Here is an 11,959-nt window from a genome sequence, read left to right on the forward strand (position 1 = left end):
GATGGGCCGCGCGCAGAACGCCCCGCACTGGGCCGATATCGGCGAGTCCACGTCGGTGGCCGGCGTGCTGTTCCTGTGCTGGGTGCACCGCTGGTTCGGGCGCTGGCCGTTCCACCTCTGCGTGTGGCCGGTGGTGGCCTGCCATTGGCTGGGCAACCGCGTCGGCCGCCAGGCCTCGATGCAGTACCTGCAGCGGTTGCAGGCGCATACCGGTGCGCTTGGTCATGCCCCCACCCGGCGCGACAGCCTGCGCCACTTCTTCAGTTTCGCCGACACGATGCTGGACAAGATCCTCGGCCTCGGTGGCCGCTATCCGCCCGAACGCATCCGCCTGCAGCGCGATCTGGTGCTGGGCAAGATCGCGCGCCGCGAAGGCGGCCTGATCCTGACCGCGCACATTGGCTGCCTGGAACTGTGCCAAGTGCTGGCCGAGCAGGTGCCGGGGTTCCGCATCACCGTGCTGGTGCACACCGCGCACGCGCAGCGCTTCAACCGCCTGCTGCAGCGGCTCGACCCGCTGGCTGCGGTGGAGCTGGTGCAGGTCACCGAAATGGGCCCGGCCACGGCGATGCTGCTGGCCGACAAGGTCGCCTCGGGTGGCTTCGTTGCCATCGTCGGCGACCGCGTGCCGGTACAGGGCGGGCGCAGCGTGATGGCCGATTTCCTCGGCCACCGTGCGCCGTTCCCGATCGGCGCTTACGTGCTGGCGGCCGCGCTGGGCTGCCCGGTCTACACGATGTCGTGCCTGCACCAGGGCGACGGCTATCGGGTGGCATTCGAACAGTTCGCCGAGCGCGTGATGCTGCCGCGCGGCTCGCGCGATGCCGCACTGGCCGAACAGGCGCAGCGCTTCGCGCACTGGCTGGAACTCCAGGTCATCCAGTCCCCGCTGGACTGGTTCAATTTCTTCCCCTTCTGGGATCAGGCTCCTCATGACGATTGACGCCGTACCCGTGTGCCGTTTCGGCGAAGCACCGTTGACCATCGAAGACGTGGTCGCCCTGGCCCAGCGCAGATCCGAGGCTGCACTGAGCGACGTGCCGGCATTCCGCGCCCATATCCAGCGTGGTGCCGACTTCCTCGATCGCCTGCTGCGCGAGGATGGCGTCATCTACGGGGTGACCACCGGCTACGGCGATTCGTGCACGGTGAACATTCCGCCGGCACTGGTCGCCGAGCTGCCGCACCACCTGTACACCTACCATGGCTGCGGCCTGGGCCGTTACCTGGACCCGGCCGAGACCCGCGCCGTGCTGGCCGCGCGCCTGGCCTCGCTGGTGCGCGGCATGTCCGGCGTCAGCGTGCCGTTGCTGGAAGGCCTAGCTACGCTGCTGCAGCACGATGTGCTGCCATTGATTCCCGCCGAAGGCTCGGTGGGCGCCAGTGGCGACCTGACCCCGCTGTCGTACGTGGCAGCCGTGCTGTGTGGCGAACGCGAGGTGCTGCACGACGGCCGCGTGCAGCCAGCTGCCGAGGTACTGGCGAAGATCGGCATGACCCCGCTGAAGCTGCGGCCGAAGGAAGGCCTGGCGATCATGAACGGCACGGCGGTGATGACCGGCCTGGCCTGCCTGGCCTGGCAGCGCGCCGATTACCTGGCGCGCATGGCCACGCGCCTGACCGCGTTCAACGTGCTGTCCAGCGACGGCAACGCGCACCACTTCGATGAGACCCTGTTTGCCGCCAAGCCGCACCCGGGGCAGTCGCGCATTGCCGCGCGCCTGCGCAGCGACCTGCACAGCGAGCGCCCGCCGCGCAACGAGCAGCGCCTGCAGGACCGCTACTCGCTGCGCTGCGCGCCGCATGTGATCGGCGTTCTGGAAGATACCCTGCCGTTCCTGCGCCAGCTGATCGAAACCGAGCTGAACAGCGCCAACGACAACCCGCTGATCGATGCCGACGGCGAGCGCATCCTGCACGGTGGCCACTTCTACGGCGGCCATATCGCGCTGGCGATGGACACGCTGAAGAACACCGTGGCCAACATCGCCGACCTGCTCGACCGGCAGCTGGCACTGGTGGTCGATGCCCGCTACAACCATGGGCTGCCGGCCAACCTGTCGGCCGCCACCGGCCCGCGCGCGGCGATCAACCATGGCCTGAAGGCGCTGCAGATCAGCGTTTCCGCATGGACCGCCGAGGCACTGAAGCAGACCATGCCGGCCTCGGTGTTCTCGCGTTCCACCGAATGCCACAACCAGGACAAGGTCAGCATGGGCACCATCGCTGCGCGCGACTGCCTGCGCGTGATCGAACTGACTGAACAGGTGGTGGCCGCGATGCTGATCGCTGCCCGCCAGGGCCTGGCGCTGCGCGAACGGGTTGGCATGAACGCGCAGCTGCATGGCAGTCTGGCCGACATGTACGCCGACCTGGGGCAGCGCATCGCCCTGGTCGAAGAAGACCGCGCGCTGGATCGCGAGCTGCGGGAACTGCTGGTGGAGATCCGCGCGCAACGCTGGGAGCTGTATGTCGGTGAATGAAGGCAACGAACTGGTCGGCGAAATCGAGCTGGCCCCCGCATTCCATGACTGCGACCCGATGAACGTGGTCTGGCATGGCAACTACTTCAAGTACTTCGAGATCGCGCGCTGCGCGTTGCTGAAGCGCTACGACTACGACTATCCGCAGATGCTCGAATCAGGCTACCTGTGGCCGGTGGTCGACGCGCGGGTGAAGTACGTGCGGCCGCTGCTGTTCGGGCAGGCGCTGCGCGTGCGCTCGCGCATCGTCGAGTGGGAGAACCGGCTGAAGATCGAATACGAGATCCTCGATGCGGAAAGCGGCCAGGTGCTGACCCGCGCGATGACCATCCAGGTCGCGGTCGACGCGGCCAGCAAGGAAATGCTGTACCAGTGCCCGCCGGTGCTGTGGCAGCGTCTTGGAGTGCCTGCCCCGTGATCCGATCCCTTCGTCTTCCGCGCATGCTGCTGTGCGCGCTGCTGCTGGTTGCCGCGCCGCTGCTGCAAGCTGCCGATCCCGCCGTCGATGCCATCACCCAGGCCGTCGCCCGACCGGACGTGCTGCGTGGGCAGTTCACCCAGGAAAAGCAGGTCAGCGGCTTCAAGAACCCGCTGCGCTCGCAGGGCCAGTTCGTGGTCGCGCGCAAGCATGGGGTGATCTGGTCCACGCTCAAGCCGTTCCCGTCGGAGGTGGTGGTCACTGCCGACCGCATTCTCAGCCGCCAGCGCGATGGCAGCACCCGCGTCGAACTGGACGCGCGCCAGCAGCCGGCGATGCGCTCGGTCAACGCGATCATGTTCGCGTTGATGAGCGGCGACGTGCAGGCACTGTCCAGCCAGTTCAACGTCGAGGCCACCCGTGAAGGGCAGGGCTGGCGCCTGAAGCTGACGCCGAAGTCGGCGATGCTGGCCAAGGCGTTCCAGTCGCTGACGCTGCAGGGCGACCGTTACGTGCGCCAGGTCGAGATCATCGAAGCCAACCAGGATCACACCCGCATCCAGTTCACTGCGCTGAGCGAGGCGCCGGCCACGCTGAACGCCGACGAGGCACGCCGCTTTGAGTGACAGCGCCGCACCGGATCGCCTGCGCCGCTGGTGGCACTGGCTGGGCATCGCCTGGCTGCTGTTGTTGCTGGTGCTGGGTGCGCAGCAGTGGCGCCTGTGGAGCCAGGAGTCGCGGATCGACACCGACATCCTCGCCCTGCTGCCGCAGGACGCGCACGACCGCCTGCTCAGCGATGTCACCCGGCGCATCGCCGATGGCAGTTCGCGGCAGGTGGTGGTGCTGCTCGGCAGTACCGACGGTGCTGCAGCCAAGCGCGCGCAGGACGCGTTCGCCGCGGCGATGGCCAGTGATGCCGACAGCGCGCTGCTGGTGCCCAGTGGTTCGATCGAAGGCTGGTTCGATGACGCGCGTGCGTTCTACGCACCGTACCGCGACCGCCTGCTGACCCCGGCCCAGCGCGAGCAGCTGCAGCAGGCCGAACCCGCTGCGTTGGCCGAACAGGCGCTGGGCGCGCTGTACGGTCCGATGGGCGCGCCGCGCCTGACCGAGTGGCGGCAGGATCCGCTGTCGCTGTGGCCGCAGTGGTGGCAGCAGCAGGCCCAGGGCTCCGGTCTGCGCCTGGGCGATGACGGCCTGCTCGAGGCCGAAGGCAAGCACTGGGCGGCGCTGCAGTTCGATACGCCGGGCTCGGCCTTCAGGCTCGATGGCGAGCGCCATCTCGATGGCCTGCTCGAACGCGCCGGAGAGGCGGCCAAGGCCGCTGCGCCGGATCTGGAGATCCTGCATGCCGGCGTGCCGTTGCATGCCGAAGCCGCCGCCGTGCAGGCCAACCAGGAGATCAACACCATCGGCTGGGGCTCGCTGGCCGCGGTGTTGCTGCTGGTGTGGCTGGCATTCCGCTCGCTGCGGCCGATCCTGCTGGTTGCCGCCTCGCTGCTGATCGGTTGCGGCGTGGCGCTGGCGGTGACCGTGCTGGTGTTCGACAAGGTGCATGTGCTGACCCTGGTGTTCGGTGCCTCGCTGGTCGGTGTGGCCGAGGACTACGGCATCCACTGGTTCGCTTCGCGCCAGGCCGAGCCGGCCGACCGCCGCTGGAAGCTGCTGCGGCGTCTGCTGCCGGGCCTGTGGCTTGCCCTGCTGACCAGTGCGCTGGCCTACCTGGCACTGGGCCTGGCGCCGTTCCCCGGCCTGCGGCAGATGGCGTTGTTCTCGGTAGTCGGTCTGGCCGCTGCCTTCCTCACGGTGATCTTCTGGTTCCCGTGGCTGGACGGTGGCGAGATCCGTACCACCCGCTTCGCGCGGTGGCTCGGCAATACGCTGGAGCGTTTCCCGCGCCTGCACGGGCGTCGCCCGGTGGCGATCTTCATCGGCGTTGCCGCGCTGGTGTCGGCCGTCGGCATCGCCCGCCTGCAGAGCAACGACGACCTGCGCAGCCTGCAGTCGTCGCCGCCGGCGTTGATGGCCCAGCAGATCCGCCTCAGCCAGCTGCTGGGCATGCCCAGCCCGGCGCAGTTCTACCTGGTGCAGGGCCGCGATGCCGCACAACTGCTGCAGCGCGAAGAAGCGCTGACCACGCGCCTGCGTGAACTGACCAACGACAAGCGCATCGGCGGATACCGTGCGATCAGCGACTGGCTGCCGTCGCCTGCGCGGCAGCAGGCCGATGCGGCGCTGACCGCCCGGGTGGAACCGGGTGTGTTGGCCGCGGTCGGTGAAGCGGTGGGCGAGCCCCTGCAGCGCCCTGCATTCGCAACGGCGCCGCTGAACGCCGAGGCCTTCCTTGCCTCACCGGCCTCGCAGCCGTTCCGCCACCTGTGGGTCGGCAACGTAGGCGGGCAGATGATCAGCGTGGTGATGGTCGATGACCTGTCGCGTGCCGATGCGCTGGCCACCCTGCGTGGCGCTGCCGAAGGCCTGGACGGCGTGCGCTGGATCGACCGCACCGCTGATTTCTCGCAGCTGCTGGGCCATTACCGCAAGCTGATGGGCGGCCTGCTGCTGGTTGGCATCGTGCTGGTGTTCGGCGCCCTGTGGCTGCGCTATCGGCGCCAGGCCTGGCGCGTGTTCGCCCCCACCCTGGTGGCCGGTGCGCTCACCCTGGGCCTGCTGGGCCTGTTCGGTCAGCCGCTGCAGCTGTTCAACGTGCTGGCACTGATGCTGCTGCTGGGCATGGGCATCGACTACGGCATCTTCCTGATCGAGCACCGCGGCGATGCCAGTGCCTGGCTGGCGGTGTGCGTGGGCGCGGCCAGCACCTGGCTGTCGTTCGGCCTGCTGGGTCTTTCGCAGACACCGGCGCTGCGCGCGTTCGGGCTCACCCTGCTGTTCGGCATCGGCCTGGTCTGGCTGATCTCGCCGCTGTTCCGGCCGCCACCGCATGACGCGCAGCCGGCCTGAGCAGACACGCTGCATTCCGATTCCTCCACTTTTCCACCTGATCGAGCAACAAGGACGCACCGATGACTACTGCTGTGGATGCCGCTGATTCTTCCAGCCACGGAGACGTGGAACGTACCGAAATCCTGATCATCGGCGCCGGCCCGGCCGGTTCGGTGGCTGCGGCGATGCTGCGCCAGCAGGGTCGCCAGGTGCTGATGCTGGAGCGCCAGCAGTTCCCGCGCTTCTCCATCGGCGAGAGCCTGCTGCCGCAGAGCATGGAGTACATCGAAGCGGCGGGCCTGCTGCAGGACGTGGTCGAGGCGGGCTTCCAGTACAAGAACGGCGCGGCCTTCGTCCACGGTGAAGCGCGCACCGCCTTCGATTTCCGCAGGAAGTTCTCGCCGGGCTGGGGCACCACCTACCAGGTGCAGCGCGCCGACTTCGACAACGTGCTGGCGCGTGGCGCCGAGCGCATGGGTGCGACCCTGCGCTTCGGCGATGAAGTGCTGGCGGTCGAGCCGGGCGAACAGCCGGTGGTGAGCGTGCGTCGCCCGGATGGCAGCGAGTACCGCATCGAAGCCGATTTCATCCTCGACGCCTCCGGCTTCGCGCGCCTGCTGCCGCGCCTGCTGAACCTGGAATCGCCGTCCAATTTCCCGGTGCGCGGCGCGATTTTCTGCCACGTGCGTGACAACATCCCGGCCGAAGCGGATTTCGACCGCAACAAGATCCTGATCACCACCCATCCCGAGCATATCGACGTCTGGTACTGGACGATCCCGTTCTCCAACGGTTGCTGCTCGCTGGGCGTGGTTGCCGAGCCGTCATTCTTCGAACGCTACGAAGGCGACGACCTGCAGAAGCTGCAGGCCATCGTCGGCGAGGACCCGAACCTGACCTCGCTGCTGGCCAACGCGGAGTGGGCGGTGCTGCCGGTGCGCCGCATCACCGGCTATTCGGCCAATGTCAGCTCGCTGTGGGGCCCTGGCTATGCGCTGCTGGGCAACGCCGGCGAGTTCCTCGATCCGGTGTTCTCCTCCGGCGTCACCATCGCGTTCAAATCCGCGCAGCTGGCCAGCGAATGCCTGAAGCGCCGCTACGCGGGTGAAACGGTCGACTGGGAACGCGACTTCTCGATTCCGCTGCGTGCCGGCGTGAAAACCTTCCGCCGCTTCGTCGAAAGCTGGTACCAGGGCGGCTTCCAGAAGATCATCTACCACCCTGACCAACAACCGCAGGTGCGCGACATGATCTGCTCCATCCTGGCCGGTTACGCCTGGGACACCAACAACCCGTACGTGGCCGACCCCAGCGGCCGCCGCATGCGCGTGCTGGAGGAACTGTGCAGCGCCTGATCGTCCGCTTCGCCGCGGTACTGCTGTGCCTGCTGCTGGCCGCCTGTGCCAGCCGCATGCCGCGCCCGCTGGTTGAACTGCCGCCGCTGCGTCTGTCGCCGGCCAGCCTGCCGGCGCCGCTGGCGCTGCAGCAGCAGCTGCATTTCCGTTTCGGCAGCCATGAGCGCGACCTCGATGCGCTGCTGGAAGCGGATGCACAGCAGGTGCAGCTGGCCGTGCAGGCGATGGGCCAGACCGGCGTGCGCCTGCAGTGGGATGGCCAGCAGCTGACCCAGCAGCGTGCGCCCTGGCTGCCGCCACAGGTGCGTGCCGAGCGCGTGCTGGACGATCTGCAGTTCGCGCTGTGGCCCACCGCCGCGATTGCCGCCGCGCTGCCGACCGGCTGGCAGGTGAGCGATGACGGCCACCAGCGCAGCCTCTCGCGCGATGGCCAGGTGTGGCTGCAGCTGCAGCGCCTGGACGATCGCAGCGTGCAGCTGGACAACCGCGCCGAGGGCTACACGCTGCGCATCGAATCGATCGACATGGCCGGCCAGCAATGAAGAGCGCGCCCATTTTCCTGAACGACCTCGGCGTGGTCTGCGCACTGGGCGAGGGCCGCGCGGCGGTCGCTTCTGCGCTGTTCGCTGATGCGCCCAGCGGGCTGAGCGACAACGCCACCCTGCTGCCAGGTCGCACCCTGGCGCTGGGCGAAGTGCACAGCCCGTTGCCGACGCTGGAAGCACTGCCGGTGTCCCTGCGGGGACGCAACAACGCACTGCTGGACGTGGCCCTGGCGCAGATCGCGCCGGCCGTTGCCGATGCCATCAGCCGTTACGGTGCCGAGCGCGTGGCCGTGGTGCTGGGCACCAGTACCTCGGGCATCGGTGAATCCGAACAGGCGCTGCGTACCCGCGCCGAACACGGCCATTGGCCCGAAGGGTTCGACTACGCACAGCAGGAAATGGGCACCGCCGCGCAGTTCGTGCGAACGCGCAGTGGTGCGCTGGGCCCGGCCTGGACGCTGTCCACGGCCTGTTCGTCCAGCGCCAAGGCGTTGATGTCGGCCGCGCGCATGCTGCGTTCGGGCGTCGTCGATGCGGTCATCGCCGGTGGTGCCGATTCCCTGTGCCGGTTCACCGTGGCTGGATTCAGCGCACTCGAATCGGTCTCCGCCGTACGCTGCAATCCGTTCTCGCAGCATCGCTGCGGGATCAACATCGGCGAGGGCGCTGCGCTGTTCCTGCTGACCCGCGAACCGGGTCCGGTCAGCCTGGCGGGTTGGGGTGAGTCGGCCGACGCGCACCATATGTCCGCACCGGATCCGCAGGGCCTGGGCGCCATCGATGCCCTGCAGCAGGCGTTGCAGCGCGCGGGCTGGGCAGCTTCGGAAGTGGACTATGTGAACCTGCATGGCACTGCGACCGGCCACAACGACGCGATGGAAAGCCTGGCGGTGGCGCAGGTGCTGGGCACCGATGTGCCCGCCAGTTCGACCAAGCCACTGACCGGCCACACGCTGGGTGCGTCCGGTGCGATCGAAGCGGCGCTGTGCTGGATCCTGCTGGCCGAGAATCCGCAGCAGCAACTGCCGCCGCACTGGTGGGACGGCGTGGCCGATCCGGCGCTGCCGGCGTTGCCGCTGGTAGCGCCCGCGACCTTCCTGCCGCAGCTGCCGCGGCGGGTGCTGAGCAATTCGTTCGCCTTCGGCGGCAGCAATGCCGTGCTGGCACTGGAGCGCCGATGAACTTGCCGCTGTATGCCATTGAAGAGGTGGTGCCGCACCGCCAGGACATGAGCCTGCTGGACCGCATCCTGCGCTGGGACCAGGACAGCATCGAGGCGGAACTGGTGGTGCCCGAAGCCGGCCTGTTCATCGAAGACGGTGCCGTCCCGGCCTGGGTCGGCATCGAATACATGGCCCAGGCCATCGCGGCCTGGGCCGGTTGCCGCGCGCGCACGGCCGGCAACCCGCCGCAGCTGGGCTTCCTGCTCGGCAGCCGGCGCTACAGCAGCACGCGCAGCAGTTTCCCCAGCGGCACCCGCCTGCAGGTACAGGCGCGTTGCGAACTGTTGGGCGACAATGGATTAGGGATGTTCGCCTGCCGCATCCTGGCAGGCGAGGAAGAATGGGCGGTTGCCAACGTGTCGGTGTTCGAACCGGCCGACTCGATGGCCTATCTGGAGAGTGGACAGGCATGACAGGAAATCGAAGCGTGCTGGTGACCGGCGCGAGCCGGGGCATCGGCCGGGCCATTGCGCTGCGTATCGCGCGCGATGGCTTCGACGTGGTGGGGCATTGCCGCAGCCGTGTGCAAGAAGCACAGGCAGTGGCCGACGAGATCCAGGCACTGGGGCAGCAGGCCCGCGTGCTGGTCTTCGACGTGGCCGACCGTGTCGCCGCGCGCGCCGCGCTGGAGGCGGACGTGGAGGCACATGGCGCCTATTACGGTGTGGTGTGCAATGCCGGCATCGCCCGTGACGGCGCCTTCCCGGCACTGTCCGAGGACGACTGGGACCAGGTGATCCACACCAACCTGGACGGCTTCTACAACGTGCTGCATCCGCTGATCATGCCGATGGTGCGGCGGCGCAAGCCCGGCCGCATCGTCACCCTGTCCTCGGTGTCCGGCGTGGCCGGCAACCGTGGCCAGGTCAATTACAGTGCAGCCAAGGCCGGCATCATCGGTGCCAGCAAGGCATTGGCGCTGGAACTGGCCAGCCGCCAGATCACCGTCAACTGCGTGGCCCCGGGCCTGATCGAGACCGACATGCTCAACGAAGAAGTGGTCGAACACGCATTGAAGCTGATCCCGGCCGGCCGCGTCGGCCGTCCCGAGGAAGTGGCGGCCACGGTTGCATTCCTGCTGTCCGAGCCGGCCGGCTACATCACCCGCCAGGTGATCTCGGTCAACGGAGGGATGATCTGATGGCCGCCGATCGTCGCGTGGTGGTCACCGGTGCCGCCGCCATCAGTCCGCTCGGCCATGACTGGCCGACCATCCAGGCCCATCTGCGCAGCTGCCGCAACGCGGTGCGTTCGATGCCGGAATGGGATGTATATGCGGGCCTGAACACCAAGCTTGCCGCGCCGGCGCAGGACTATGAGCTGCCGCCGAACTACAACCGCAAGACCACCCGCTCGATGGGCAAGGTCGCGATCATGTCGGTGCGCGCCACCGAGGTCGCCCTGCGTGAGGCAGGCCTGTTCGAGCACCCGGTGCTGCGCAGTGGCCGCACCGGCGTGGCCTACGGCTCATCGTCGGGCAGCCACGAGGCCACCGGCGAATTCGGCCGCATGCTGCATGAGTTCACCACCGACGGCATCAGCGCCACCACCTACCTGAAGATGATGAGCCACACCGCGCCGGTCAACATCGGCGTGTTCTTCGGCTTGTCCGGGCGTGTCTACACCACCTCCAGCGCCTGTACGTCGGGCAGCCAGGGCGTGGGTGCCGGCTACGAAGCGATCCGCAGCGGCAAGCAGACGGTGATGGTGGCCGGTGGCGCCGAACAGCTCGACGCCACTGCTGCGGCAGTGTTCGACACCCTGTTCGCCACCAGCACGCGCAACGACGCGCCGCACACCACCCCGCGTCCGTTCGATGCCGGCCGCGATGGCCTGGTGCTGGGCGAGGGTGCCTGCACGCTGATCCTGGAGGATCTGGAGCACGCGCAGGCACGCGGCGCGGCCATCCTTGCCGAGATCGTGGGCTACGGCACCAACAGCGACGGCCAGCACGTCACCCAGCCCAGCGCCGACACCATGGCCCAGGCCATGCGCCTGGCGCTGGAAGACGCCGGCCTGCAACCTGCGCAGATCGACTACGTGAACGCCCACGGCACGGCCACTGACCACGGCGACATCGCCGAGACCCAGGCCACCGCCCAGGTGTTCGGCAGCCGCGTGCCGATCAGCTCGTTGAAGAGCTACGTCGGCCACATGCTGGGCGGTTGCGGTGCGTTCGAAGCCTGGATGAGCATCGAGATGATGCGCGCCGGCTGGTTCGCGCCCACCCTGAACCTGGTCGAGGTGGACCCGCGTTGCGGCCAGCTCGACTTCATCACCGGGCAAGGCCGCGAGCTGCAGGCCGAGTACGTGATGAGCAACAACTTCGCCTTCGGCGGCATCAACACCTCGCTGGTGTTCCGCCGCTGGAGCGCGTGATCCCGCCGTACCTGCACCTCAACAAGGAGACGTTCCGATGCGCCGCACCCTGCTGATTGCCACTGCCACCGCGCTGCTGGCCCTGACTTCCACCGCTTCGGCGCGCGATACCCGCGTCGAACAGTCCTTGCGCGAACTGATCAGTTCGCAGGCCGCCAAAGATGCCGGCATCGACGGCAGCGTGCGCTTCTACCTGGCCGGCCAGCCGGTCAGCGTGCAGCAGCGCCTGGGCGAAGACGTGACCAACAAGAAGACCAACGCCGCCAACAAGAGCGACGTCGAGGCCTGCAACTGGGTGGCCCTGTCGGCGCTGCTGGCCCTGCAGGACGGTGCCAAGTCGCGCGGCGCCAACGCCGTGGTCGACATCGTCAGCTACTACAAGAAGAACGAGTTCAAGAGCGCGACCAACTACGAGTGCTGGGCTGGCACCTTCGTCGCCGGCGTGGCCTTGAAGGGCACCTACGCCAAGGTCAAGTAAGCGCTGCTGACCGGTGGCGCAGCCTGAACGGCGTCGCCACATTGCTGAACCTCACCGGGGAAACGCCGTCGATCGCGCCGCCATCGTCGCGTGACGGCTTTCCCCGGTGTCGGCTTTCCGACACAATCACGG

The 11,959-nt window shown here is 68.1% G+C and carries 12 protein-coding genes; all 12 read left to right on the plus strand.

What is annotated here, in order from left to right:
* Nucleotide 1 precedes the first annotated feature (1 nt).
* The 12 genes from WKB25_RS13020 (at nucleotide 2) to WKB25_RS13075 (ending at nucleotide 11,827) form a co-directional block, all read left to right on the plus strand.
* Nucleotides 2-943: an acyltransferase gene (locus tag WKB25_RS13020; RefSeq protein ID WP_340571108.1), complete on the plus strand. Its 942-nt coding sequence runs from the start codon at nucleotides 2-4 to the stop codon at nucleotides 941-943.
* Nucleotides 933-2,483: an aromatic amino acid ammonia-lyase gene (locus tag WKB25_RS13025; protein ID WP_340571109.1), complete on the plus strand. Its 1,551-nt coding sequence runs from the start codon at nucleotides 933-935 to the stop codon at nucleotides 2,481-2,483. Before WKB25_RS13020 ends, WKB25_RS13025 begins: the two co-directional genes overlap by 11 nt.
* The gene (locus tag WKB25_RS13030; RefSeq protein ID WP_033832524.1) at nucleotides 2,470-2,901 is read left to right on the plus strand and encodes an acyl-CoA thioesterase; all 432 of its coding nucleotides are present in this window, start codon (nucleotides 2,470-2,472) and stop codon (nucleotides 2,899-2,901) included. Before WKB25_RS13025 ends, WKB25_RS13030 begins: the two co-directional genes overlap by 14 nt.
* Entirely contained in the window at nucleotides 2,898-3,527 is a 630-nt protein-coding gene (locus WKB25_RS13035; protein WP_340571110.1) for an outer membrane lipoprotein carrier protein LolA, read from the plus strand. The genes WKB25_RS13030 and WKB25_RS13035 overlap by 4 nt, the downstream gene beginning before the upstream one ends.
* The gene (locus WKB25_RS13040) at nucleotides 3,520-5,865 is read left to right on the plus strand and encodes an MMPL family transporter (protein WP_340571111.1); all 2,346 of its coding nucleotides are present in this window, start codon (nucleotides 3,520-3,522) and stop codon (nucleotides 5,863-5,865) included. The genes WKB25_RS13035 and WKB25_RS13040 overlap by 8 nt, the downstream gene beginning before the upstream one ends.
* Nucleotides 5,866-5,927: 62 nt before the next feature.
* Nucleotides 5,928-7,202 (plus strand): NAD(P)/FAD-dependent oxidoreductase, encoded by a 1,275-nt coding sequence (locus WKB25_RS13045; protein ID WP_340571112.1) that lies wholly within the window; start codon nucleotides 5,928-5,930, stop codon nucleotides 7,200-7,202.
* Complete coding sequence (locus WKB25_RS13050; protein WP_340571113.1) at nucleotides 7,190-7,744, plus strand: DUF3261 domain-containing protein; 555 nt, start codon at nucleotides 7,190-7,192, stop codon at nucleotides 7,742-7,744. Before WKB25_RS13045 ends, WKB25_RS13050 begins: the two co-directional genes overlap by 13 nt.
* Complete coding sequence (locus WKB25_RS13055; protein WP_340571114.1) at nucleotides 7,741-8,928, plus strand: beta-ketoacyl-[acyl-carrier-protein] synthase family protein; 1,188 nt, start codon at nucleotides 7,741-7,743, stop codon at nucleotides 8,926-8,928. Before WKB25_RS13050 ends, WKB25_RS13055 begins: the two co-directional genes overlap by 4 nt.
* Nucleotides 8,925-9,383 (plus strand): hypothetical protein, encoded by a 459-nt coding sequence (locus tag WKB25_RS13060; protein ID WP_340571116.1) that lies wholly within the window; start codon nucleotides 8,925-8,927, stop codon nucleotides 9,381-9,383. The genes WKB25_RS13055 and WKB25_RS13060 overlap by 4 nt, the downstream gene beginning before the upstream one ends.
* Nucleotides 9,380-10,111, plus strand: coding sequence for a 3-ketoacyl-ACP reductase FabG2 (locus WKB25_RS13065; RefSeq protein ID WP_340571117.1), 732 nt, complete (start codon nucleotides 9,380-9,382; stop codon nucleotides 10,109-10,111). The genes WKB25_RS13060 and WKB25_RS13065 overlap by 4 nt, the downstream gene beginning before the upstream one ends.
* Nucleotides 10,111-11,349, plus strand: a complete 1,239-nt coding sequence (locus WKB25_RS13070; protein WP_340571118.1) for a beta-ketoacyl-ACP synthase — start codon at nucleotides 10,111-10,113, stop codon at nucleotides 11,347-11,349. Before WKB25_RS13065 ends, WKB25_RS13070 begins: the two co-directional genes overlap by 1 nt.
* A 37-nt stretch (nucleotides 11,350-11,386) precedes the next feature.
* Complete coding sequence (locus tag WKB25_RS13075) at nucleotides 11,387-11,827, plus strand: hypothetical protein (RefSeq protein WP_025877987.1); 441 nt, start codon at nucleotides 11,387-11,389, stop codon at nucleotides 11,825-11,827.
* The last annotated feature ends 132 nt before the right edge of the window (nucleotides 11,828-11,959 follow it).

It is taken from the genome of Stenotrophomonas sp. G106K1, assembly GCF_037969685.1.
Taxonomy (GTDB): Bacteria; Pseudomonadota; Gammaproteobacteria; order Xanthomonadales; family Xanthomonadaceae; genus Stenotrophomonas; species Stenotrophomonas lactitubi.

Excerpts from the sequence above, each read along its gene's own strand:
- WKB25_RS13065 (WP_340571117.1), top strand. The coding sequence starts at position 9,380 with ATGACAGGAAATCGAAGCGTGCTGGTGACCGGCGCGAGCCGGGGCATC.
- WKB25_RS13045 (WP_340571112.1), top strand. The coding sequence starts at position 5,928 with ATGACTACTGCTGTGGATGCCGCTGATTCTTCCAGCCACGGAGACGTG.
- WKB25_RS13075 (WP_025877987.1), top strand. The coding sequence starts at position 11,387 with ATGCGCCGCACCCTGCTGATTGCCACTGCCACCGCGCTGCTGGCCCTG.
- WKB25_RS13020 (WP_340571108.1), top strand. The coding sequence starts at position 2 with ATGGGCCGCGCGCAGAACGCCCCGCACTGGGCCGATATCGGCGAGTCC.
- WKB25_RS13030 (WP_033832524.1), top strand. The coding sequence starts at position 2,470 with ATGTCGGTGAATGAAGGCAACGAACTGGTCGGCGAAATCGAGCTGGCC.
- WKB25_RS13055 (WP_340571114.1), top strand. The coding sequence starts at position 7,741 with ATGAAGAGCGCGCCCATTTTCCTGAACGACCTCGGCGTGGTCTGCGCA.
- WKB25_RS13025 (WP_340571109.1), top strand. The coding sequence starts at position 933 with ATGACGATTGACGCCGTACCCGTGTGCCGTTTCGGCGAAGCACCGTTG.
- WKB25_RS13070 (WP_340571118.1), top strand. The coding sequence starts at position 10,111 with ATGGCCGCCGATCGTCGCGTGGTGGTCACCGGTGCCGCCGCCATCAGT.
- WKB25_RS13060 (WP_340571116.1), top strand. The coding sequence starts at position 8,925 with ATGAACTTGCCGCTGTATGCCATTGAAGAGGTGGTGCCGCACCGCCAG.